General features: G+C 71.3%; 22 protein-coding genes. 12 read left to right on the top strand and 10 right to left on the bottom strand.

Annotated features, from left to right (window positions below; genetic code table 11):
• Positions 1–340: 340 nt before the first annotated feature.
• Genes MFF04_RS18245 through cobS form a run of 3 tightly spaced genes read right to left on the bottom strand, consistent with a single transcriptional unit; the run spans position 341 to position 2,146 of the window.
• On the bottom strand, positions 341–1,033 hold the full coding sequence (locus tag MFF04_RS18245) for a retropepsin-like aspartic protease family protein (RefSeq protein ID WP_238277887.1): 693 nt from the start codon (positions 1,031–1,033) through the stop codon (positions 341–343).
• A 28-nt stretch (positions 1,034–1,061) separates the two neighbouring features.
• On the bottom strand, positions 1,062–1,265 hold the full coding sequence (locus MFF04_RS18240; RefSeq protein WP_238277885.1) for a DUF1289 domain-containing protein: 204 nt from the start codon (positions 1,263–1,265) through the stop codon (positions 1,062–1,064).
• 32 nt (positions 1,266–1,297) lie between these two features.
• Positions 1,298–2,146 (bottom strand): adenosylcobinamide-GDP ribazoletransferase, encoded by an 849-nt coding sequence (gene cobS, locus MFF04_RS18235; RefSeq protein WP_238277883.1) that lies wholly within the window; start codon positions 2,144–2,146, stop codon positions 1,298–1,300.
• A 116-nt stretch (positions 2,147–2,262) separates the two neighbouring features.
• On the opposite strand from cobS, the gene cobT reads away from it, so the two are divergent.
• Positions 2,263–3,279, top strand: coding sequence for a nicotinate-nucleotide--dimethylbenzimidazole phosphoribosyltransferase (cobT, locus tag MFF04_RS18230; RefSeq protein WP_238277891.1), 1,017 nt, complete (start codon positions 2,263–2,265; stop codon positions 3,277–3,279).
• A 6-nt stretch (positions 3,280–3,285) separates the two neighbouring features.
• On the opposite strand, the gene MFF04_RS18225 is transcribed toward cobT, so the two are convergent.
• Entirely contained in the window at positions 3,286–4,833 is a 1,548-nt protein-coding gene (locus MFF04_RS18225) for a sensor histidine kinase (protein WP_238277881.1), read from the bottom strand.
• Between the two features lie 301 nt (positions 4,834–5,134).
• Here MFF04_RS18225 and MFF04_RS18220 point away from each other — a divergent pair, with 301 nt between their 5' ends.
• From MFF04_RS18220 to pyrF, 4 genes are all read left to right on the top strand, one after another.
• On the top strand, positions 5,135–5,590 hold the full coding sequence (locus MFF04_RS18220) for a (2Fe-2S)-binding protein (protein ID WP_238277879.1): 456 nt from the start codon (positions 5,135–5,137) through the stop codon (positions 5,588–5,590).
• A gap of 113 nt (positions 5,591–5,703) precedes the next feature.
• A complete protein-coding gene (locus tag MFF04_RS18215) occupies positions 5,704–7,920 on the top strand; it encodes a xanthine dehydrogenase family protein molybdopterin-binding subunit (protein ID WP_238277877.1) in 2,217 nt (738 codons plus the stop codon).
• Between the two features lie 159 nt (positions 7,921–8,079).
• Positions 8,080–8,751, top strand: a complete 672-nt coding sequence (locus MFF04_RS18210) for a uracil-DNA glycosylase family protein (RefSeq protein ID WP_238277875.1) — start codon at positions 8,080–8,082, stop codon at positions 8,749–8,751.
• On the top strand, positions 8,748–9,434 hold the full coding sequence (gene pyrF / locus MFF04_RS18205) for an orotidine-5'-phosphate decarboxylase (protein ID WP_238277872.1): 687 nt from the start codon (positions 8,748–8,750) through the stop codon (positions 9,432–9,434). The genes MFF04_RS18210 and pyrF overlap by 4 nt, the downstream gene beginning before the upstream one ends.
• Before the next feature lie 13 nt (positions 9,435–9,447).
• On the opposite strand, the gene MFF04_RS18200 is transcribed toward pyrF, so the two are convergent.
• From MFF04_RS18200 to MFF04_RS18180, 5 genes are all read right to left on the bottom strand, one after another.
• On the bottom strand, positions 9,448–10,095 hold the full coding sequence (locus MFF04_RS18200) for a TetR/AcrR family transcriptional regulator (protein WP_238277870.1): 648 nt from the start codon (positions 10,093–10,095) through the stop codon (positions 9,448–9,450).
• Between the two features lie 95 nt (positions 10,096–10,190).
• Positions 10,191–10,388: a hypothetical protein gene (locus tag MFF04_RS18195; protein ID WP_164185306.1), complete on the bottom strand. Its 198-nt coding sequence runs from the start codon at positions 10,386–10,388 to the stop codon at positions 10,191–10,193.
• 138 nt (positions 10,389–10,526) lie between these two features.
• A complete protein-coding gene (locus MFF04_RS18190) occupies positions 10,527–12,353 on the bottom strand; it encodes an NADPH-dependent assimilatory sulfite reductase hemoprotein subunit (protein ID WP_238277869.1) in 1,827 nt (608 codons plus the stop codon).
• 202 nt (positions 12,354–12,555) lie between these two features.
• Positions 12,556–14,322: a diflavin oxidoreductase gene (locus tag MFF04_RS18185; RefSeq protein WP_238277867.1), complete on the bottom strand. Its 1,767-nt coding sequence runs from the start codon at positions 14,320–14,322 to the stop codon at positions 12,556–12,558.
• A 109-nt stretch (positions 14,323–14,431) separates the two neighbouring features.
• A complete protein-coding gene (locus tag MFF04_RS18180; RefSeq protein WP_238277865.1) occupies positions 14,432–14,929 on the bottom strand; it encodes an Lrp/AsnC family transcriptional regulator in 498 nt (165 codons plus the stop codon).
• Positions 14,930–15,135: 206 nt separating this feature from the next.
• On the opposite strand from MFF04_RS18180, the gene MFF04_RS18175 reads away from it, so the two are divergent.
• The 7 genes from MFF04_RS18175 to MFF04_RS18145 all read left to right on the top strand — a co-directional run bounded on the left by MFF04_RS18175 (position 15,136) and on the right by MFF04_RS18145 (position 21,267).
• Positions 15,136–15,936 carry a phosphoadenylyl-sulfate reductase gene (locus MFF04_RS18175; protein ID WP_238277863.1) on the top strand — a complete coding sequence of 267 codons (801 nt, stop codon included), beginning with the start codon at positions 15,136–15,138 and terminating at the stop codon, positions 15,934–15,936.
• Positions 15,933–16,871 carry a sulfate adenylyltransferase subunit CysD gene (gene cysD, locus MFF04_RS18170; protein WP_238277861.1) on the top strand — a complete coding sequence of 313 codons (939 nt, stop codon included), beginning with the start codon at positions 15,933–15,935 and terminating at the stop codon, positions 16,869–16,871. The genes MFF04_RS18175 and cysD overlap by 4 nt, the downstream gene beginning before the upstream one ends.
• The gene (locus MFF04_RS18165; RefSeq protein WP_238277859.1) at positions 16,871–18,286 is read left to right on the top strand and encodes a sulfate adenylyltransferase subunit 1; all 1,416 of its coding nucleotides are present in this window, start codon (positions 16,871–16,873) and stop codon (positions 18,284–18,286) included. Before cysD ends, MFF04_RS18165 begins: the two co-directional genes overlap by 1 nt.
• A 277-nt stretch (positions 18,287–18,563) precedes the next feature.
• Entirely contained in the window at positions 18,564–18,833 is a 270-nt protein-coding gene (locus tag MFF04_RS18160; protein WP_238277857.1) for a GCG_CRPN prefix-to-repeats domain-containing protein, read from the top strand.
• A 144-nt stretch (positions 18,834–18,977) separates the two neighbouring features.
• Positions 18,978–20,180 (top strand): pyridoxal phosphate-dependent aminotransferase, encoded by a 1,203-nt coding sequence (locus tag MFF04_RS18155; protein WP_238277855.1) that lies wholly within the window; start codon positions 18,978–18,980, stop codon positions 20,178–20,180.
• 140 nt (positions 20,181–20,320) lie between these two features.
• Entirely contained in the window at positions 20,321–20,563 is a 243-nt protein-coding gene (locus MFF04_RS18150; protein ID WP_163363414.1) for a hypothetical protein, read from the top strand.
• Between the two features lie 323 nt (positions 20,564–20,886).
• Positions 20,887–21,267 carry a hypothetical protein gene (locus MFF04_RS18145; RefSeq protein WP_373320113.1) on the top strand — a complete coding sequence of 127 codons (381 nt, stop codon included), beginning with the start codon at positions 20,887–20,889 and terminating at the stop codon, positions 21,265–21,267.
• Positions 21,268–21,292: 25 nt separating this feature from the next.
• Here MFF04_RS18145 and MFF04_RS18140 read toward each other — a convergent pair.
• Positions 21,293–21,598 (bottom strand): DJ-1/PfpI family protein (locus MFF04_RS18140; protein WP_238277853.1); only part of this gene is annotated, 306 nt, incomplete at its 5' end.

Raw genomic sequence — 21,598 nt, 5'->3', positions numbered from 1 at the left:
CGTCCGGCTGCTTCTTGCGGTGATAGGCGCTCGTCATGATCGGTGGCTCGACGCGCTCGGGAGCGCCCGCGGTAACCGGGCGCAACGAGAGGGTGATCGGACGAGACCGGAGCAGCCCGACCTCTATCGCGGCTAGATACCGACCGAGCGGTATCTTTTCAAGCGTCCGTCGTTGCACATTTCAACGACGATCCTTTCGATCGCCTTCGGCCGGCGGACCTTCAGGGCAGGAGGCGGAGCCCGGGGAGGTCTCTCGCGCAGGCTTCGGCGCCGAAGAGGCAGCCCATGCCGGATCGACGGCGCCTCACCTGTGCGCCGAGGAATCGGCCCGTCCGAGAGTCTATCGTCCGGTGAGGATCAGCCGGTCGCCCTTGACCTCGTAGCCAGAGAGCCGGCCGAGGAAGCTCTGCCCGAGCAGGTTCGTGGTCAGCGCCCCGGGCTTGGCGACCATGGCGTCCACGCGCCGCTCGGTGATCGGCCCGATGCCGATGCTGTCGAGGTAGATCGGCGCGGTATAGGCGATGCCGTTGGCGGTGGAGACCCGCGCCGTGAAGTCGCTCGGATCGGGCTTGATGCCGATTGCGGCAGCGCTCTCCGCAGTCAGCACCACGGCGCTGGCGCCGGTGTCGAAGGCGAAGGTCTGCGTCTGCCCGTTGACCTCGGCGCGCACGCGGAAGTCGCCGTCGGAGCGCCGCGTGATCGTCACGGTGCCGGAGGGGCCGGTCGCGGCGGCACCGGGGCGCAGGTCCCCGAGCAGCCGGTCGCCGGCAACCTGCATGCGGTCCTTGTAGGAATAGCCGATCACGACGGCGAGGCCGAGGGCTAGCCAGATCAGGATGTAGCGCAGGTTCTCGCCCATCCGGTCCTGGAAGCGGTGCCAGAAGCCGGCGACGACCAGCGTCAGGATCATGCCGCCCCAGGCGAGGCCGGCGAGTTGGTCGGGCTCGATGACGCCGCCGATGCTCGAACTGCCGTCGGTGAGGATCAGGATCGCCAGCACGATCCCGATGACGATCAGCCCGAAATACATCATGCCCGCGCCGGTCTCCGCTGAAGGCCGCTCAAGGAGATGGCGGCCGCTCCGGGAGATAGGCCTTGCGCAGCCGAGCTTCGAGGGTCGCCATGATGGCGAGGCGTCGCGCCTCCGGCAGCGAGCCCCAGGCGGCGATCTCGTCGCGGGTGCGCCCGCAGCCGCTGCACAGACCGGTGCGCGCGTCGAGGACGCAGAGCTTCACGCAGGGGCTCGAGGGGGCGGTCGCCGGCATGGGCGCGTGGATGCGCGAGGGCGGCGCCGGGATCAAGCCTGGAGCGCGGCGAGCAGCCCGACGAGCGCAGCGATCTCGCCGGCCTGCTGGCTGGCGCCGATCACGTCCCCGGTCTGCCCGCCGAGCCGCCGCCGGGCGAACGCGGTCACGGCGAGCACCGCCAGCCCCGCGCAGACGAGCGCGGAGAGCACGCCAGCCAGGGGCAGGACGGCGAGCGACAGGCCGAGGATCGTCGCACCGAGGACCGCGGCGAAGCCGAGCGTCTCCCGCGTCGGCCGCCCCACGGAAGCCGAGGCGCCATCCGCGCGGGCCGGGGGCAGCAGGGCGAGCGGCGCGAGCGCGAGGCCCCGCGACAGCGACGCGGCGAGCAGCAGCGCCGCCGCGGCCGGCGCTCCGAGCCGGTCGGCCAGCGTCGCCAGCGCTCCGATCCGCAGGATCAGGGAGAGGGCGAGCGCGATGGCGCCGTAGCTGCCGAGACGGCTGTCGCGCATGATCTCCAGGCGCCGCTCGCGAGTGGCGCCGCCGCAGCCGTCGGCGAGATCGGCGAGCCCGTCCTCGTGAAGCGCGCCGGTGACGAGCACCATCACGGTCACGGCGAGCGCTGCCGCTAGGAACGGCCCGAGCCCGAGACCGCGGGCGGCCAGCAGCGTCAGCGCCGCCGGCAGGGCGAGGATGAGGCCCGCGAGCGGCAGCATCCGGGGCGCGGTGCGGAAGTCCGGGGCGGCGTGGATATCGCCCTCGCCGTGCAGGCGCGGCACCGGCAGGCGGGAGTAGAAGCGCAGGCAGGCGGCGAGATCGGGCAGGAGGCCCCGGCCGGGCCAGTTCGCCTCGTCGGCGTTGCCGGGCGCGCCGCCGCGGCCATGTCCCAGATCGTCCCGCATCGCACGCGCCTTCACCGCCGCCGCGGGCCTCTCTATAGCTCGCCCGGACGAGGAAGGGGCACCGGCCGCCCCGCATCCCCAGAAGAAACCCGGATCCGGCAGGCTCGGTGAGCGCGATGACGCAGGACAACCCCTTCGCGGATATCCGCGGGCTGATGGCGGGGATGCCGGGGCCCGACGAGGAGGCGCGGGCCGAGATCGCCGCCCGCGACGCGGTGCTGACCAAGCCCACCGGCGCCCTCGGGCGGCTCGAATCCCTCGTCGCCTGGCTCGGCGCCTGGCAGGGCAAGGGCCAGCCGACCCTCGACCGGCCGGTGGTCTGCGTCTTCGCAGGCAGCCACGGCGTCACGAAGCAGGGCGTCTCGGCCTATCCCGACGCGGTCAACCGGCAGATGCTCGACAACTTCGCCGCCGGCGGCGCGGCCATCAACCAGATCTGCGCCGCCTACGGCCTCGGCTTCAAGGTGTTCGACCTCGCCATCGACGTGCCGACCGGCGACATCACGCGGGAGCCGGCGCTCAGCCCGCGCGACTGCGTGGCGACCATGGCCTACGGCATGGAGGCGGTCGCCGCCGGCACGGACTGCGTCGGCATCGGCGAGATGGGCATCGGCAACACCACGATCGCCGCAGCCCTCTACGCGGCGCTGTTCGGCGGCGATCCGGCGCACTGGGTCGGGCGCGGCACCGGGCTCGACGACGAGGGCGTCCGCCGCAAGGCCGCGGCGGTCGAGGCGGCGCTCGCCCATCACGCCGGGCATCTCGACGACCCGCTCGAAGTCCTGGCCCGGCTCGGCGGCCGGGAGACCGCGGCGATGGCCGGCGCCATCCTCGCCGCGCGGCTCCAGCGGGTGCCCGTGGTGCTCGACGGCTACGTCGCCACCGCCGCGGCGGCGGTGCTGCACGCCCTCGATCCCGGCGCCCTCGACCACTGCGTCGCCGGGCACGTCTCGGCGGAGGGCGCGCATGCGGAGGTGCTGGAGCGGCTCGGGCTCGCGCCGGTGCTCTCCCTCGGGATGCGCCTCGGCGAGGGCTCCGGCGCGGCGATGGCGATGGGCGTGATCAAGGGCGCGCTCGCCTGCCACCGGGAGATGGCGACCTTCGCCCAGGCCGGCGTGTCCGGTCCGGCCTGAGCGGTCTCAGGCGACGCGGGCCATCCGGCGGCGGCCGGGCTTGGCCTCGGCCTTCTTCGCCTCGGCCTCGAAATCGACGGCGGGCAGGGTGTCCATGACCCGGCTCGCCGGCAGCATCACGATGACCTCGGTGCCCTCGCGCAGCTTCGACTTGAGCAGGAAGCTGCCGCCGTGCAGCTCCACGAGGCCCTTCACGATGGGCAGGCCGAGGCCCGAGCCCTGCTCGGCGGTCTTGATGGCGAGCGAGCCGCGGCCGAAGGACGACATCACCGTATCCATCTCGTCCTCGGGGATGCCGGGGCCGCTGTCCTTGACGGCGAGATACTGCCCGCCGGAGCTCGTCCAGCCGACCTTGAGGGTGATCTCGCCGCCGGGCGGGGTGAACTTCACCGCGTTGGAGAGCAGGTTGAGCACGATCTGGCGCAGCGCCCGCTCGTCCGCCCAGAGGCGGGGCAGGCTGTCGTCCACGAACTGCTCGAAGCTCTGGCTCTTGGCGCGGGCGCGCAGGCCGATCATGTGCCGGCACTCGTCGACGATGCCGGCGAGCTGCACGGCCTCCTCGTTCAGCTCGTAGCGGCCCGCCTCGATCCGCGAGAGGTCGAGGATCTCGTTGATGAGGTTGAGCAGGTGCATCCCGCTGTCGTGGATGTCGTTCGAGTACTCCCGGTAGCTCGGCGCCTGGTGAGCCCCGAAGACCTCGTTCTTCATCACCTCGGAGAAGCCGAGGATGGCGTTGAGCGGCGTGCGCAGCTCGTGGCTCATGGTCGCGAGGAAGCGGGACTTGGCGAGGTTGGCCTCCTCGGCGCGGCGGCGGGCCTCGTCGGAGTTGGCCTTGGCCTGCTCCAGCTCGGCGAAGATCGCATCCTTCTCCGCCCGCGACTGGAGCGCGCCCACGGTCGAGGTGTAGAGGCGCTGGGAGAGGCTCAGGAAGAAGATCTGCGATCCGACCGCCATGATCACGAGCATCACCGCGTCCGTCTCGCGGGTGACGGCGAGGTAGGAGAGGGTCGCGAGGCAGAGCGGCACCAGCCCGGCGACGGCGGCGGCGGGGATCGTGGCCGCGAGCATGGTCGAGACGGCCGCGGCGATGACGAGGCCGAACAGGGCGAAGACCCGCCCGCCGGTCAGGGCGAGGCCGACCATCAGCGACCAGCAGACGCTCTGGACGCCGTCCCCGACGGCGAAGCGCCGGCGCCAGAGGGCGTGCGAGACCTCCTCGGGGTCGAGGCGCAGGAAGCGCCGGCTCTGGGCGGTGTTGAGGGTGATCGCCACGAAGACGCAGAGCGCCCACATCCCCGCCACCATCGGGGGCACCCAGATGACGGCGGCGAGCGCCATCGCCACGGCGAAGAGCGCCAGAGGGATGCCCGCCCCGCTCCGATACTGAGCGTAGACGCGCAGCAGCTCGTAGTCGAAGGCCCGCTCGAGCCCCGTGGTCGAGTTCAGCTTCTCGCGGGCCGAGCGCATGTCCCGGGCGATCTCGCGCCGCCGCGTCGCCTCTTCCGAGGACGGGCCACGCCCCCGCTGCACCATCTCGACGGTCAGGTCGGACATCTCGGCTCTGGACGACCTGCGCCAATGGGGAGGCCGGGTCGCGACGCATCGCGGCCGGGCCGGGGGAAGGCGCTCAGGGTCGTACGAAGATGTTAAGAACCGCCTGCAGGCATCGGTGCAATTCGCGTGAACGGCCTGTGCATCGAGGACCGCCCGGCCCTGGTTCCGGCGGCGGCTGGACGGGGCGGGTCGCACGTGCAGGTTTAGATTCGTTCGAAAGCGCGTGTGCGCCAGCGCACAGCGCCACGCGGGAACGGAGGCGCATGGCTGGCGCCTCTCATCTGACCGGAGGGCTCGGCCCATGCTGAAGATCAGCGTCAACGGTACGTCCCACGAGATCGAGGCCGACCCGGACATGCCGCTCCTGTGGGTGCTGCGCGACAGGCTCGACCTGACCGGCACCAAGTACGGCTGCGGCATCGCCCAGTGCGGGGCCTGCACGGTCCATCTCGACGGCCAGCCCGTCCGTTCCTGCCAGACCCGGATCGGGGACGTGGGCGAGGCCAGGATCACCACCATCGAGGGCGTGGACGACCGGGTCGCCCAGGCGGTCCAGGGCGCCTGGCGCAAGCTCGACGTGGTCCAGTGCGGCTACTGCCAGTCGGGCCAGATCATGTCGGCGATCGGCCTCCTCTCGACGAACCCGAAGCCCAGCGACGGGGACATCGACGGCGCCATGGACGGCAACATCTGCAGATGCGGCACCTACCAGCGCATCCGCGCGGCCATCCACGAGGCCGCCCGCTCCCTCGCCTGATCGCCGGCCGCGCCCGCGAACGGGCGCGTCACGGAGCCTCGTCTCATCGCGCGCCCGCGCCGGACCGGACGGAACCCAGGTCCCCGGGCAGCCCCATCGATCGGAGCAGAGCCATGCTGAACCGCGCTCGACCGGCCCACACCTCCCCGACGCCCGTCCCCTCGCGCCGCGCCTTCCTCGGCGCCGCGGCGGCCGGCGCGATCCTGATCGGCTTCCGTCTCGATCCCGGCGGCATCGCCCGCGCGGCCTCGGCGGCCCCCGATCTCTCCAAGGTCCCCGCCCAGCCGAACGCCTTCGTGCGCATCGCGGCGGACGACACCGTGACGGTGATCGTCAAGCATCTCGACATGGGCCAGGGCAACACGACGGGCCTCGCCACCATCCTCGCCGACGAGCTCGACGCCGACTGGTCGCGGGTGCGCACCGAGTTCGCGCCCGCCGACGCCAAGCTCTACGGCAACCTGCTGATGGGCCCCGTCCAGGGCACCGGCGGCTCGACGGCCATCGCCAACTCCTGGTTCCAGCTCCGCAAGGCGGGCGCGGCCGCCCGCGCGATGCTGGTTTCCGCCGCCGCCGACCGCTGGAAGGTGCCGGCCGCCGAGATCGCCGTCGAGAACGGCGTCGTGCGCCACGCCGCCTCCAATCAGCAGGCCCGCTTCGGCGCGCTCGCGGAGGCCGCGGCGGGCCTGCCGGTCCCGCAGGAGCCGCGGCTCAAGGATCCGAGCAAGTGGCGGCTCATCGGCAAGCGGGTGCCGCGGCTCGACTCCGAGGCCAAGACCAACGGCAGCGCGATCTACTCCCTCGACATCCGCCGGCCGGGTCAGGTCACGGCCGTCGTCGCCCACGCCCCGCGCTTCGGCGCCACCGTGAAGAGCGTCGACGACAAGGCGGCCCGCGCGGTGCCGGGCGTCGTCGACGTGGTGCGCATCCCGACGGGCGTGGCCGTCATCGCCGGCGACACCTGGGCGGCGATGAAGGGCCGCGAGGCCCTGAAGGTGACCTGGGACGAGGGCGCCGCCGAGACCCGCTCCTCCGACACGATCCTCGCCGAGTACCGGGACATGGCCAAGCGCCCCGGCCACGTCGCCTCGGAGCGGGGCGACGCCGAGGCCGGCATCCGCGGCGCGGCGAAGGTGCTGGAGGCCGAGTTCACCTTCCCCTACCTGGCGCACGCCTCCATGGAGCCCCTCAACGCCACCATCGAGGCGGCGGCCGACGGCAAGAGCTACGACGTCTTCGCCGGCTGCCAGCTCCAGACCGTCGAGCAGGCGGTGATCGCGGCTGTCCTCGGCGTCACCGCCGACAAGGTCCGGCTGCACACCCAGTGGGCCGGCGGCTCCTTCGGCCGCCGGGCGACGCCGGGGGCCGACTACCTCGCGGAGGCCGCCAGCATCCTGAAGGCCTATGGGGCCAAGGCGCCGGTCCACCTCGTCTGGACCCGCGAGGACGACATGGCCGGCGGCTACTACCGCCCGAGCGTGCTCCACAAGATCCGCGCGGGCCTCGACGCGAAAGGCGCCGTCACCGGCTGGCAGCACGTGATGGTCGGCAAGTCGATCATGATCGGCTCGCCCTTCGAGGCGATGCTCGTGAAGAACGGCGTCGATGCCACCACCGTCGAGGGCGCCTCGGACACGGCCTACGCCCTGCCGGCCTACCGCTTCGAGGTCCACAACGCCCGCGAGGGCGTGCCGGTGCTGTGGTGGCGCTCCGTCGGCCACACCCACACCGCGCAGGCGATGGAGGTGTTCGTGGATGAGCTCGCGGCGGCGGCGGGCGTCGATCCGGTCGCCTACCGGCTCTCGCTGCTGGCGCAGGCGCCGCGCCTGTCGGGCGTGCTGCGGCTCGCCGCCGAGAAGGCCGGCTGGTCGTCCCGCGAGGGCGGGAAGGGGAGAGGGCTCGGCGTCGCCGTGCACCAGTCCTTCGGGTCCTACGTGGCCATGGTGGCCGATGTCAGCGCCGGCGAGGGCAAGCTGAAGGTCAACCGCATCGTGGCCGCCGTCGATGTCGGCACCGCCGTCAACCCGGACGTCATCCACGCCCAGGTCGAGGGTGCGGTCGGCTTCGCCCTGTCGTCGGTCCTGCGCAACCGCATCACCCTCAAGGACGGCGTCGTGCAGGAGCGCAACTTCGACGCCTACGAGCCGACCCGCATGAGCGAGATGCCGAAGGTCGAGGTCCACATCGTGCCCTCCGACGCCGCGCCCACCGGGATCGGCGAGCCCGGCGTGCCGGTGCTCGGCCCGGCGATCTCGAACGCGGTCTTCGCCGCGACCGGCCGGCGCCTGCGCTCGCTGCCCCTCGACACCACCGCGCTCCAGGGCGCCTGATCGCCGATGTGAGAAATGGCACCGCGGCCGTCCCGGATCCGGGGCATGGTCGGGACACCCAAGGTTTCGACGACTTCCGGCGGCGCGGCTCAACCCGCGCCGCCTTTTTCATGCGCCGGGCTCGCCGCCCCGGCGCCAGCATCCCATCTCCGGCCTCGAATGCCGAGCCCGACGCCCTTCGAGTCCACCGCCGCCGCCCTCCGCGCCTGCCGCCTCTGCCGCGACGCGCCGCTCCACGGACCGCCCCTGCCGCAGGAGCCCCGGCCGATCGTGCAAGGCAGCGGCACCGCCCGGCTCTGCATCGCCAGCCAGGCGCCCGGCACCCGCGCGCACCGCTCTGGGATTCCGTTCATGGACCCCTCCGGCGTCCGCCTGCGCGCTTGGCTCGGCCTCGACGAGGCGGCCTTCTACGACGCGCGACGCGTCTCGATCGTGCCGATGGGCGCCTGCTTTCCGGGCCTCGACGCCAACGGCGGCGACCGGCCGCCCCGGCGGGAATGCGCCGAGCGCTGGCGGCGGGATCTCTTCGCGGGCCTGCCGGACCTCCGGCTCATCCTGGCGATCGGCCAATACGCGCAGGCCTGGCATCTCGGCCGGCTGGAGGGCGGCCTCACCGGCACCGTGATGCGCTGGCGCGACATTCTCGGTGAGCCGCGCTTTCCCCGCATCCTGCCGCTGCCACATCCGTCCTGGCGCAACAACGGCTGGATGAAGCACAATCCCTGGTTCGAGGCGGAGCTGCTGCCCGTCCTCAAGGAGGAGGTGGCGCGCACCATCGCCCTCGGCGTAGACACGCCCGAGCCGATACCAGCCGTCAGGACCCGCCGATGATCCAAGACCCGCGCGACCGCCTCGTCGTCGCCCTCGACCTGCCGAGCATCGCCGAGGCGGAGGCGATGATCGAGCGCATCGGCGACGCGGTGACCTTCTACAAGATCGGCTACCGGCTCGCCTATGCCGGCGGCCTCGCCCTGGCGCCGGTGCTGGTGAAGCGGGGCTTCAAGGTCTTCATCGACGTCAAGCTCCACGACATCGGCAACACCGTGGAGGAGGGGGTGCGCAGCCTCTCCGGGCTCGGCGCGACCTTCGTCACCGTGCACGCCTACCCGCAGACCATGCGGTCGGCGGCCCGGGGCCGGGCGAACGGGCTCAAGGTCCTCGGCGTCACCGTCCTGACCTCCTACGACGACGACGACGCCCGCGAGGCGGGCTATGCCGCGAGCATCTCCGATCTCGTGGCGCGCCGGGCGGCCCAGGCCGCGGAGGCCGGGATCGACGGCATCGTGTGCAGCGGTGCCGAGGTCGCGGCCGTGCGCGCCGCGATCGGCTCGGACCGGCTGATCGTCTGCCCGGGCATCCGTCCGGCCGGCTCGGATATCGGCGATCAGAAGCGGGTGATGACGCCCCGCGAGGCGAGGGCGGCGGGCGTCGACCACGTGGTCGTGGGGCGTCCGATCCTCGCCGCCGCCGATCCGCGGGAGGCCGCCCGCGCCATCGTCGCCGACCTAACCTGAGGGCGCCTCCGGCTCAGGCCGCGAAGCCCTGCGTCGTGCGCTCGCGGAACCCGAGCCCGCGAAGCAGGAAGCGCGTCATCACGGTGACGTCCGGATCGGGCATCATCCATCCCTGGCTGACCAACACCGGGTGGGTGTAGCGCGTGGTGGCGAGATAGAGGCAGCGGCCGGCCTCGTCGGGATCCTCGACCGTGAACTCGCCGTCGCGCACGCCCTCGCGGACCACCCCGGCCAGAACCGCGCTGATCCGCTCCACATGCGCGCGGCAGACGTCCCAGCTATCGCTCATGGCCGCCTCGACCATCTCGTGAATGCGCGGATTCTCCTTGCAGCGCTCGACGCAGCAGGCGTGGAGGGTCTCGATGATCGCCGCCAGCCGCTCGGCCGCGGTCAGGCCGGGCATCACGGCCGCCGCCTCGATCTGGGCCTGGACTTCCTGCGTGACGCGGGCGACCACGGCCTCGTTGATCGATCGCTTCGAGTCGAAGAAGCGATAGACGTTGGCCGGGCTCATGCCGAGGGACTTCGCGATGTCGGCGACCGTGGTCTTCTGGTAGCCGATCTCGCGGAAGAAGCGCTCGGCGGCCGCAAGGATGCGGCAGCGTGTGGTCGGTGCGCTCTCCTCCACGAGAGCGCTCTGCGGCTCGGCCGTGGCGGTCATGGGCACATTCTAGGGCGAGTGGCGCGGCGGGGTCGAGAGCAGCGGCGCATCGGTCACCGAAGGTTTACGCGACGCGCCGACCGCCGTCGTGCCGATCAGGAGCCGAATTGCGACCCGAGGCGCTCGAGATACTCCGCGAGATCGACGCCGCCGACACGCTTGCCGTAGTCGAACCGCATGCCGCGCTGGATGTCGACACTGGCGCTGCGGGTCGTCAGCGTGAACGGCTTCACGCAGACCCAGGCTCCGTCGGTTCGGTGCTCGAAGAATCCGAGTATCTGATGGGTATCCATCGCCGCCATCCCTCGCGTGATCCGTGATCACAACGGGGATTGGGCGATTTCGTTCGCGTCGAACACAAGAAATTCGAGACGCTCTCGCGGACGGCCAAGCTTCTATCGGCCGTCCGCGCTCGTCCTCGAAGGATTTGCTCAGACCGCCGGCTTGAGGGCTCCGGTGTTGGCATGGAAATCGGGTCCGTTGCCGGTGCGCGCGACGTGCCCCGCCCGGATCAGGAAGTCGCCGAAATGCTCGCCGTCCCGGCGCTGCCTCGCATAGTCCGCGAAGAGCGGGTCGAGGGCGCCGCGCACCTCCGAGGCCGCGATGTCGGGCGCGTAGAGCTTGCTTAGCCGCGAGCCGTCATGGGCGGCGCCGAGATAGAGGTGGTAGCGCTCGGGACCGCGCCCGACGAGACCGATCTCCGCAATGAAGGGACGGGCGCAGCCGTTGGGGCAGCCCGTCATGCGGATGGTGATCTCCTTCTCGGAAAGGCCGTGCTCGGCCAAGCTCTCTTCGAGCTCGTCGATCAGGCTCGGCAGGTAGCGCTCGCTCTCGGCGAGCGCGAGGCCGCAGGTCGGAAGCGCCACGCAGGCGATGGAGCTGCGCCGCAGAGCGCCGGCGCCCTTGGTCAGCGCGTGCGCGTCGACCAGCGCCTCGATCTCGGCGCGCTTGCCCGCCGACACGTTGGCGACGATGACGTTCTGGTTGCCCGTCAGCCGGAAGTCGCCCTCGTGGACCTCGGCGATGCGGCGCAGGCCCGTGAGGAACTGCGGGCCGTCCTTCACGTCCGCGATGCGGCCGGAGGGCACGTAGAGGGTCAGGTGATGGCGGCCATCGTCGCCCTCGGTCCAGCCGTAGCGGTCGACGTTGTTCTCGAAGCGGAAGGGCTTCGCCTCGGCGAGCGGCTTGCCGAGGCGCTTCTCGACCTCGGCGCGGAAGGCGGCGAGGCCGAAGCGCTCGATCGTGTACTTGAGCCGGGCGTTCTTGCGGACCTTGCGGTTGCCCCAGTCCCGCTGGACGGTCATCACCGCCTCGGCGACCTTCAGGGCGTCCTCGGGCTTGCAGAAGCCCATCACGTCGGCGGTGCGGGGGAAGGTGTCGGTCTCGCCGTGGGTCGAGCCCATGCCGCCGCCCACCGTGACGTTCCAGCCCGTGACGCGGTTCTTCTTGTCGAGGATCGCGATGAAGCCGAGGTCGTGGGCGAAGACGTCGACCTCGTTGGAGGGCGGCACCGCCACGACGATCTTGAACTTCCGCGGCAGGTAGGTCTTGCCGTAGACAGGCTCGACGAACTCTTCCTCGCCGCCGACCACCTTCTCGCCGTCGAGCCAGATCTCCCGCCAGGCGTTCGTCTTCGGCAGCAGCGTGTCCGAGATCGCCTTGCCGAGATCGTAGGCGGCCTTGTGGGCGCCCGCTTGAGCCGGGTTCGTCGCGGCCATGACGTTGCGGTTCACGTCGCCGCAGGCAGCGATGGTGTCGAGGAGCGCGGCGTCGATCTCCTTCATCGTGCGCTTCAGGTTCGACTTGATGACGCCGTGGTACTGGAAGGTCTGCCGCGTCGTCGCCCGCAGCGTGCCGTTGGCGTAGGTCGTGGCGATGTGGTCGAGGACGAGCCACTGCTGGGGCGTCACGACGCCGCCGGCGATGCGCAGGCGGATCATGAAGCTATAGGCCTTGTCGAGCTTCTTCTTGGCCCGCTCCGGACGCAGGTCGCGGTCGTCCTGCAGGTACATCCCGTGGAACTTCACGAGCTGGCCGTCATCGTCCGAGATGGCGCCGGTCGCGTGCTTCAGGAGCCCGTCGGCGAGGGTGCCGCGCAGGAAGCCGCTGGCGATCTTGATGTGCTCGTTGTGCGAGAGCCCGGCCGCGCGGGCGGCCTCGGCCTCGTCCAGCGGGCGGCCGGTGGGCGGGGTCTCGTAGCGGGATGACGCTTCGGCTCCGGGAGCCTCGGGCACATCGATCGGCTTGTGATCGTCCATGGCGAATCCGACTGTCTGATCGCGTCTCCCTCCCCCTCGGCGGGGGAGGGTGGCCCGGCCGTCAGGCCGGGTCGGGAGAGGGGAGCGCCGTTTCCGAAGGAGGCGGAAGGGAAACCGTAGGCGCCGCGTCCTGCACCGTCGCTCCCATCTCCCGTCTCGCTCCGCTCGGCACCCTCCCCCGCGGAGGGGGAGGGCCGTTCCGTTAGTACACGTCCTGCTGGTAGCGGTGCGCGCGCTCCAGACCCGCGACATGCGCTTCGGCGTCGGCCTCCGAAAGGCCCTTCGCCGAGACGAACGCCCGCACCACGGCGGCGCGCACGTCCTTGGCCATCTGCTTGGCGTCGCCGCAGACGTAGAGATGGGCGCCACCGTCGAGCCACGCCACCAGCTCCGCCGCGTTCTCGTCGATGCGGTTCTGGACGTAGATCTTCTCGGGCTGGTCGCGGGAGAAGGCCACGTCGATCCGCGTCAGCGAGCGGTCCTCCAGGGCTTCCTGCCACTCGAGCTGGTAGAGGAAGTCGTGCGTGAAGTGGCGGTCGCCGAAGAACAGCCATGACCGGCCGGTCGCTTCTGCGGCACGCCGCTCCTGCACGAAGGCGCGGAAGGGCGCCACTCCGGTGCCGGGCCCGACCATGATGATGTCGGTGGCAGGGTCGGACGGCAGGCGGAAGTGCCGGTTCGGCTTCACCCGCACCTTGAGGCGGGCGCCGTCGCGGATGCGGTCGGCGACGTGCACCGAGGCGACGCCGCTACGGGCCTTGCCGTGAGTCTCGTAGCGCACGGCAGCGATGGCGAGATGGACCTCGTCGCCGACCTCCTTGCGGGAGGAGGCGATGGAGTAGGCCCGCGGCGGCAGCGGGCGCGTGACGCTCGTCAGGTGCTCCGCCGTCAGCGGCGCGGCGTAGGTCTCGAGCAGGTCGACGAGCTGGCGCCCCTCGATCCAGGCCCGGACCTCGCCGCTCTCGATCAGCCGGGCGGCCTCCGCGTGGCCCGTGGCCTTGACGAAGCGCTCGACGGTCGCCGCCGAGAGGGTGGTGATGTCGCGCTCGGCCAGCAGTGCGCGGCGCAGGGCGTCGTCGCCGGAAAGACCGGCCGCCTTGAGGATGTCCTCAACGAGCGCCGGATCGTTCTCCGGGAAGATCTCCAGGGAATCGCCCGGCTCGTAGGGCGGCGCGCCGTCCTCGAAGGACAGCGCCAGGTGGATCGTCTCCTTGTCGGAGCGCGACGAGTTGAGGTTGACGTGCTCGATGACCTCGGCCTCGACCGGCCCGAGATTCGGCGTCCCGTCCGAATCGTCGGCGGCGCCGCGGCCGAAGTCGACGGCGACCACGTTGTCGGCACCCGGCTCGGGCGCGAGCGCCTTGAGGGCGCCCTTGATCCAATCGGCGGCGCCTGTCTCGAAGTCGAGATCGAGGTCGGCGCGATCGTAGGCGCGCTTGCCGCCGAGCGCCTCGAAGCGGGCGTCGAGCGCCTTCCCGATCGCGCAGAACTCGACATACGAGGTGTCGCCGAGCGCCAGCACGCCGAACGGCACGCCGTCGAGGCGGGGGGCCTCGTCGCCCATCAGGGCGTTGTAGGCGCACACGGCGCGGGCCGGCGGCTCGCCCTCGCCCCAGGTCGCGGCGATGGCCACGAGCCGCCCGGCCTTGGGCAACGTCGCGAGGTCGAGGTCGGCGAAATCCACGACCTTCGGCTTGAAGCCCTGCTTGCGGGCGAGCTTGGCCACGTCCGAGGCGAGGCGCTCGCAGTTCCCGGACTCGCTCGCGTAGACGATGGTCAGGGGCTGGGCGGCCTTCGCCTGCGCGGCCGGGGCGGCGACGGCGGGGCCTGCGCTCGCGTCGAGACCGGCGAGGAACCCGGCGAGCCACGCCCTCTGGATCGGCGTCGCGGCGGCGAGCGCGATGTTGAGGCTGTCGCGCTCGCGATCCCCGAACGGGGCCGTGCGCGGGATGAGGGAGGAAGACGACATCAGGGCAACCATGTCGGCCGACGGGGCCGCGGAGTCAACGGAGTTGTCCGTTTTACAGAACGAACGAAGCGGAGAACAAGTTCTTCTGCGCCGCAGCGCAAAAGGAAGATTATTCTCCAACCAGAGCGAGGGCAGGCACCCGGCGGCCGGTGGCCTGGGGCAGCGGCAGGGCGGTGGTCGACTTCACCTTCTCCATGGCGAAGCGCGAGGTCACGTTCTTGAGAGGCGCGGAGGCGATGAGCCGCTTGTAGAACTCGTCGTAGGCCTGCATGTCCGCGACCACGACGCGGAGCATGTAGTCGACGTCGCCGGCCATGCGGTAGAACTCGAGCACCTCGGGCATCGCCGCCACGGTGTCGGCGAAGCGCTCCAGCCACTCGCTGGAATGGTCGGCGGTCTCGATGGAGACGAACACCGTCAGACCGAGCCCGAGCTTCACCGGGTCGAGCACGGCGACGCGGCGGTCGATGACGCCGTCGGCCTCCAGGCGCTGGATGCGCTTCCAGCACGGCGTCTGCGACAGGCCGACCCGCTCGCCGATGGAGGCGATGGACAGCGTCGCATCGTTCTGGAGAAGCGACAGGATCTTCAGGTCGATCGCATCCACAGCGGAACCTCGTTTCTTCGGTGGGCCATCCGGCGAGCGGAACGAGAAGGATTTTCCCTCTATGCCGAAGGTGCCGCAGGACCGAGCCCGCGTCATCCCCTCGGCCTCCCGGCTGCCCGCATGACTGGACCGCGGTGCAGCGCCTTGACATCGTTCGTTATAGCGAACATCTCAACAGTTCAAGAAGCAGCCCGCAAGCGTCAACAATGGCAATGGACATCGCGAGCGTCGCCGGCCGCCTCTCGGCGGACCTGGCCCGACGCGACCTCAAAGGCCGGATCGCCCTCGTCGAGGAGCGCTTCTCCGGCCGTCTCGTCTTCACCACGAGCCTCGGCATCGAGGATCAGGCGCTCACCCACGCGCTCGCGCTGGCGAAGTCGCGCACCGAGATCGTGACCCTCGACACCGGCCGCCTCTTCCCGGAGACCTACGACACCTGGGCGGAGACGGAGGCCGCCTACGGGATCCGCATCCTCGCCTACGCGCCGGAGCGTGAGGCCGAGGAGGCCTATGTCCGCCGCGAGGGCATCAACGGCTTCCGCCACTCCCTCGAAGCGCGTCAGGCCTGCTGCGGCTTCCGCAAGGTCGAGCCGCTGGGCCGGGCGCTCGCGGGCGCCGAGATCTGGTTCACGGGCCTCAGGGCGGGGCAGTCGGCCAACCGTGCCGACACCCCGCTGGCGGAAGCCGACGAGGCGCGGGGCCTCATCAAGGTCAACCCGCTTGCCGACTGGAGCCGCGAGGACGTCGACCGCTTCGTGCGCGACAACTACGTCCCCTACAACGCCCTCCACGACCGGGGCTTCCCCTCCATCGGCTGCGCCCCCTGCACGCGGGCCGTGCGCGTCGGCGAGAGCGAGCGCGCCGGCCGCTGGTGGTGGGAGCAGGAGGCCAAGAAGGAGTGCGGCCTTCACGTCCACGTCCCAGAAGCCGCCGCCGCGGTCGAGCCCGGCCGGGAAGCCGCCGCATTCGAGCGTACAGATCACCGCACACCGGAGATGGCCCGATGACCGCCACCGCGACCCTCGACGCGCCGCTGGCGGCAGAGCGGCTCACGCACCTTCAGCGCCTCGAGGCGGAGAGCATCCACATCCTGCGGGAGACGGTCGCCGAGACCGAGAACCCGGTGATGCTCTACTCGATCGGCAAGGATTCCTCGGTCCTTCTGCACCTCGCGCAGAAGGCCTTCGCGCCGGGCCGGCTGCCGTTCCCGCTGCTCCACGTCGACACGACCTGGAAGTTCCGCGAGATGATCGCCTTCCGGGACCGTCGCGCGGCCGAGATCGGGGCCGAGCTCATCGTCCACACCAACCAGGACGGGCTCGCCCGCGGCGTCGGGCCGATCAGCCACGGCTCCGAGGTCCATACCGACGTGATGAAGACGCAGGCCCTGCGGCAGGCGCTCGACAAGCACAAGTTCGACGCGGCCTTCGGCGGCGCCCGCCGGGACGAGGAGGCGAGCCGCGCCAAGGAGCGCATCGTCAGCTTGCGCACCGCCCAGCACCGCTGGGACCCGAAGCGCCAGCGGGCCGAGCCCTGGCATCTCTATAACCTGCGCAAGCGCAAGGGAGAATCGCTGCGGGTCTTCCCGCTGTCGAACTGGACCGAGCTCGACATCTGGCTCTACATCGAGCGCGAGCGCATCCCGATCGTGCCCCTCTACTTCGCCGCCGAGCGCCCCGTCGTGACCCGCGACGGGCTGCTCATCATGGTGGACGACGAGCGCCTGCCGCTGGAGCCCGGCGAGACGCCCGAGACCCGCCTCGTGCGCTTCCGGACGCTCGGCTGCTACCCGCTGACCGGGGCGGTGGAGAGCCCCGCCGCGACCCTGCCCGAGATCATCGGCGAGACGCTCGCCGCCCGCACCTCGGAGCGGCAGGGCCGCCTCATCGACAAGGACGGCGCCGGCTCCATGGAGCGCAAGAAGCAGGAGGGCTACTTCTGATGACGATCCATCCCTCCCGCGACGCCTTCGGCTACGAGGCGTTCCTCGCCACGCACCAGAGCAAGGAGGTGCTGCGCTTCATCGCCTGCGGCTCCGTGGACGACGGCAAGTCGACCCTGATCGGGCGTCTCCTGCACGACACCAAGCAGATCTTCGACGACCAGATCACCGCCCTCCAGCGCGACTCGCGCAAGCACGGCACGCAGGGCGGCGAGGTCGACCTCGCGCTCCTCGTCGACGGCCTCCAGGCCGAGCGCGAGCAGGGCATCACCATCGACGTCGCCTACCGCTTCTTCTCGACGGACACGCGCTCCTTCATCGTCGCCGACACCCCCGGCCACGAGCAGTACACCCGCAACATGGCCACCGGCGCCTCCACGGCAGACGTGGCGGTGATCCTGGTCGATGCCCGCCACGGGCTGACGCGCCAGACCCGGCGGCACGCGCTCCTCGTCTCGATCCTCGGCATCCGCCGGGTGGCGCTGGCGGTCAACAAGATGGATCTCGTCGGCTGGTCGCAGACCCGCTTCGAGGAGCTGGTCTCCGGCTTCAACGCCTTCACCGGCTCGTTCGGCTTCACCGAGGTCAGGGCGATCCCGCTCTCGGCCAAGAACGGCGACAACGTCGTGCTGCCGGGCACCGCCGCCGGCTGGTACGAGGGCGGCCCGCTGCTCTCCTACCTCGAGACCGTGCCGGTCCACGCCGAGGCGGTGGCCGCGCCGTTCCGCATGGCGGTGCAGTGGGTCAACCGTCCGAACTCCGACTTCCGCGGCTTCGCGGGGCTCGTCGCCTCCGGCATCGTGCGGCCGGGCGACCGGGTGAGCGTGGCGCCCTCCGGCCTCTCCTCGACGGTGGCCCGCATCTACACCGCCGATGGCGACCTCGCCGTAGCGCGGGAGGGCCAGTCGGTGACGCTGGTGCTCGCCGACGAGATCGACGTCTCGCGCGGCAGCGTCATCGCCGCGGCCGAGGCGCCGGTCGCCCTCGCCGACAGCCTCGATACGCGCCTGTTCTGGGCGGCGGAGACCGAGCTTCTGCCCGGCGCGAGCCTCCTCGCCAAGGTCGGCACCGTGACCGTGACGGCCACCGTCGAGCGCATCGCCTCGCGGATCGACCCGGAGACCGGCTTGCCCGCGCCGACGCAGCGGCTGTCGGCCAACGACATCGCCGACGTGACCCTGAAGCTCGACCGGCCAGTGCCCGTCGACGCCTACGCCGCCAACCGCGACACCGGCAGCCTGATCCTGATCGACCGGGAGAGCACCGACACCGCGGCGCTCGGCCTCGTGCTCGCTTCCACCTTCGGCAAGGTCGGCTCCGGCAAGACCGAGGCTGCGCCGCAGGCCGCGCCCGACGCCACGCCGCGCTCCGAGGGCTTCCTGGGGCGCCTGAAAAGTCTCTTCGGCGGCCGCTGAAGACCGCACCGACATCGAGAGCCTGAGAGGGCCGGCGGCAGCGATGCCGCCGGCCCTTTTCACGATGTCGTCAGCGGCGCCGCCCAACGCGAAGCCGCGAGGAACGGAGTCGCCCCCCACCGGTTCGTGAGCCTGGCCGCTCCAGGCGGCCACTCGGGGCAACCTGTCCAAACCGTCATGCGCCGCCCAGCCCCGGGCAACGCGGTTCGGCGCGATATCCGGGAACGCCCGCGCTTTCCGCGCTCTCGCAGGGCGCGCGGCGAATGGAGGAACCACAATGGCGAAACTCTCGACGTTCGGCCTCGGCGCTGCGCTCGTCCTCGGCGCCCTCGGCATGGCGGGCTCCGCGCAGGCCGCTCCGCTCGGCGCCGGCGCGGCCGGGCTTGCGGGCTCCGCGCCCATCGAGACCGTCGCGATGGGCTGCGGCCCCGGCTTCGGCCGCGATGCCTACGGACGCTGCCGCCCCTTCGCCGGGCCGCGCTTCTACGGCCGGCGCTGCTTCTTCCGGCCGACGCCGTGGGGCCCGCGCCGGGTCTGCCGCTGGTAGGGCTCCGCGCCGCCCGATGCCGCGCCCCCGGATCCGCGATCCGGGGGCGTTTTCGCGCCGCGGCCACGCTTGCCCCGCTCCGGCCCGTTCCCTAGGGTCCCGGCCGCCTCCGGAAGGGGGCTTTCAGAGACCGGAGTTGATGACATGGGCTTCCTGGCCGACGCTCTCTCGCGGGTGAAGCCGTCCGCGACCATCGCGATGACCCAGAAGGCCCGCGAGCTGAAGGCGTCCGGCGTCGACGTCATCAGCCTCTCGGTCGGCGAGCCGGATTTCGACACGCCCGAGCACATCAAGCAGGCGGCGATCGAGGCGATCGGCCGTGGCGAGACCAAGTACCCGCCCGTCTCCGGCATCGTACCCCTGCGCGAGGCCATCGTCAGGAAGTTCAAGCGCGAGAACGGGCTCGACTACAAGGTCTCGCAGACCATCGTCGGCACCGGCGGCAAGCACGTCATCTACAACGCGCTCCTCGCGACCCTGAACCCCGGCGACGAGGTCGTGATCCCGCGGCCCTACTGGGTCTCCTACCCGGAGATGGTGGTGCTGTGCGGCGGCACGCCGGTCTTCGCCGAGACCGGCATGGAGCACGACTTCAAGCTTCAGCCGGACGAGCTCGAGCGGGTGATCACGCCGAAGACCAAGTGGATCATCCTCAACTCGCCCTCGAACCCCTCGGGCGCGGCCTACTCCCACGACGAGCTGAAGAAGCTCACCGACGTGCTGATGCGCCATCCGCATGTCTGGGTGCTCACCGACGACATGTACGAGCACCTCACCTACGGCGACTTCGCCTTCGCTACCCCAGCCCAGGTCGAGCCCGGCCTCACCGAGCGCACGCTGACCATGAACGGCGTCTCGAAGGCCTACGCCATGACCGGCTGGCGCATCGGCTACGCCGCCGGGCCGGAGCCGCTCATCAAGGCCATGGACTTCGTGCAGGGCCAGCAGACGTCGGGCGCCTGCTCGATCTCGCAATGGGCGGCGGTGGCGGCGCTCGATGGCACGCAGGACCACCTCGCCCGCTTCAGGGCGGCCTTCCAGGAGCGGCGCGACCTCGTGGTCTCGATGCTGAACCAGGCGAAGGGCCTGAAGTGCCCCACGCCGGAGGGCGCCTTCTACGTCTATCCGTCCTGCGCGGAGCTGATCGGCCGCCGCACCGAGGGCGGGAAGACCATCGAGACCGACGAGGACTTCGTGGTCGAACTGCTCCAGGCGGAGGGCGTCGCCGCCGTCCACGGCTCGGCCTTCGGCCTCGGCCCCAACCTGCGCATCTCCTACGCGACCTCCAACAAGGCGCTGGAGGAGGCCTGCACCCGCATCCAGCGCTTCTGCGCATCGCTGCGCTGAGGCGATCGAGGCGGCGCCCGGCGGCTTCGTGACCGGGCGCCGCCATCGCCGGAACCTCGGCCGCGGGCGGCACGTTCTCATATGGTCAAGGTTGCCGTCGCTGCGATCTTCTTGCCGGCAACCCCGACAGGAGGCATCCGATGACTCTGATCTCTTGCCCCGCCTGCGTCCACCGCGTCTCCGCCGAGGCCGCGTCCTGCCCGTCCTGCGGGCATCCCGTTGCCGCGTCCGTATCCGGCCGCGGCGAGGGCGTGATGCGCGTCCTCGGGGGTGTGGCCGGCACCTACATCTCCGCGACCACGCTGGCGAGCCTCGTGCTCGGCGTGGTGATGTTCGTCTGCGTCGCGGCCGTGCTCATAACCCTGATCCTGTCGGGACGCTGACGGAACGCCGCGCCCGTCCCCGGTTGCGAGGAACCGGACCGGCGCCTACATCGCCGGTCCCTGCCGTCGGAGCGCCCGATGGTTTCGCGAGCCCGCTCGGGCCGGCATGGCGGCGGGGCCTGCAGCGACGGGGCTAGCGCGGACCAGTTCTCTGCGCGGCATCCGTGAAGCCCGGTGGGCCGGGTGGCTGCCGGAGCGTCGGGATAGCGGGGAACAGGAACTGCGGTCCCGGCGCATGGCCCACTGAGAACAGGGTCGATGATCCAATTCGGGACCGGCCGTGCGATCCACGCGGTCGGCTTCGTTCACGATCCTGGGAGAAGATGCCTCAGGCCGGGGAACCGGCCGCGTTCTCCAGCGTCTTCTCGGGCCTGACTCTCATGCGGCGCCTGCTCTCCGGCGGCATCAAGGCGATCCTTGCGATTGCCGCCCTCTCGACCATGGCCCACTGGGCGATGCGCGTTCAGCGGACCGGCGGCAACGCCGCGCCGGTGGTGGCGTCCATCCCGGAACCGTCCACGACCGGCTCGATCGCACCGGCTCGCGAGGCGGCATCCGCGCCCCGCGCGGCCGAGGCGGCCGCCCCCGGCTACGACCAGCGCCACCTCGCCTCGCTGATCGCCACGGCCGGCGCGGGCGCGGCGGTCGTCGCCCTGACGCCGAAGACGGCGAAACCCGCCAAGGCGGCCGTCGCGAAGCGCTGACGGGTCGCCTCGGCGAAGGTCCCGGTCAGGCGGCGAGACGCCGCGGCTCGTGCCGCCCTTCCTTGATCTCCTCGATGATCTTCGCGCAGAACGCGTCGAGATCGCCGGGATTGCGGCTGGTGATGATGCCGCGATCGGTCACGACCTCCGCATCCTGCCACTCGGCGCCGGCATTCCTCACGTCGGTGCGGATCGAGGCGTAGGAGGTCATCTTCAAGCCCTTCGCGGCGCCCGCCTCGATCAGCAGCCACGGCGCGTGGCAGATGGCCGCCACCGGCTTGCCCGAGGACAGGAAGGCGCGGATCGCGGCGAGCGCCTTCCTGTCCTCGGG

Source organism: Methylobacterium jeotgali (genome assembly GCF_022179345.1).
Taxonomy (GTDB): domain Bacteria; phylum Pseudomonadota; class Alphaproteobacteria; order Rhizobiales; family Beijerinckiaceae; genus Methylobacterium; species Methylobacterium jeotgali.
This window is presented reverse-complemented; position numbering and strand designations above follow the sequence as displayed.

Excerpts from the sequence above, each read along its gene's own strand:
- MFF04_RS18160 (WP_238277857.1), top strand. The coding sequence starts at position 18,564 with ATGGCGAAACTCTCGACGTTCGGCCTCGGCGCTGCGCTCGTCCTCGGC.
- MFF04_RS18155 (WP_238277855.1), top strand. The coding sequence starts at position 18,978 with ATGGGCTTCCTGGCCGACGCTCTCTCGCGGGTGAAGCCGTCCGCGACC.
- MFF04_RS18225 (WP_238277881.1), bottom strand. The coding sequence starts at position 4,833 with ATGTCCGACCTGACCGTCGAGATGGTGCAGCGGGGGCGTGGCCCGTCC.
- MFF04_RS18195 (WP_164185306.1), bottom strand. The coding sequence starts at position 10,388 with ATGGATACCCATCAGATACTCGGATTCTTCGAGCACCGAACCGACGGA.
- MFF04_RS18175 (WP_238277863.1), top strand. The coding sequence starts at position 15,136 with ATGGCAATGGACATCGCGAGCGTCGCCGGCCGCCTCTCGGCGGACCTG.
- MFF04_RS18210 (WP_238277875.1), top strand. The coding sequence starts at position 8,080 with ATGCCGAGCCCGACGCCCTTCGAGTCCACCGCCGCCGCCCTCCGCGCC.
- cysD (WP_238277861.1), top strand. The coding sequence starts at position 15,933 with ATGACCGCCACCGCGACCCTCGACGCGCCGCTGGCGGCAGAGCGGCTC.
- MFF04_RS18165 (WP_238277859.1), top strand. The coding sequence starts at position 16,871 with ATGACGATCCATCCCTCCCGCGACGCCTTCGGCTACGAGGCGTTCCTC.
- MFF04_RS18145 (WP_373320113.1), top strand. The coding sequence starts at position 20,887 with ATGCCTCAGGCCGGGGAACCGGCCGCGTTCTCCAGCGTCTTCTCGGGC.
- MFF04_RS18245 (WP_238277887.1), bottom strand. The coding sequence starts at position 1,033 with ATGATGTATTTCGGGCTGATCGTCATCGGGATCGTGCTGGCGATCCTG.
- MFF04_RS18185 (WP_238277867.1), bottom strand. The coding sequence starts at position 14,322 with ATGTCGTCTTCCTCCCTCATCCCGCGCACGGCCCCGTTCGGGGATCGC.
- MFF04_RS18240 (WP_238277885.1), bottom strand. The coding sequence starts at position 1,265 with ATGCCGGCGACCGCCCCCTCGAGCCCCTGCGTGAAGCTCTGCGTCCTC.
- cobS (WP_238277883.1), bottom strand. The coding sequence starts at position 2,146 with ATGCGGGACGATCTGGGACATGGCCGCGGCGGCGCGCCCGGCAACGCC.
- pyrF (WP_238277872.1), top strand. The coding sequence starts at position 8,748 with ATGATCCAAGACCCGCGCGACCGCCTCGTCGTCGCCCTCGACCTGCCG.
- MFF04_RS18190 (WP_238277869.1), bottom strand. The coding sequence starts at position 12,353 with ATGGACGATCACAAGCCGATCGATGTGCCCGAGGCTCCCGGAGCCGAA.
- MFF04_RS18220 (WP_238277879.1), top strand. The coding sequence starts at position 5,135 with ATGCTGAAGATCAGCGTCAACGGTACGTCCCACGAGATCGAGGCCGAC.
- MFF04_RS18150 (WP_163363414.1), top strand. The coding sequence starts at position 20,321 with ATGACTCTGATCTCTTGCCCCGCCTGCGTCCACCGCGTCTCCGCCGAG.
- cobT (WP_238277891.1), top strand. The coding sequence starts at position 2,263 with ATGACGCAGGACAACCCCTTCGCGGATATCCGCGGGCTGATGGCGGGG.
- MFF04_RS18200 (WP_238277870.1), bottom strand. The coding sequence starts at position 10,095 with ATGACCGCCACGGCCGAGCCGCAGAGCGCTCTCGTGGAGGAGAGCGCA.
- MFF04_RS18215 (WP_238277877.1), top strand. The coding sequence starts at position 5,704 with ATGCTGAACCGCGCTCGACCGGCCCACACCTCCCCGACGCCCGTCCCC.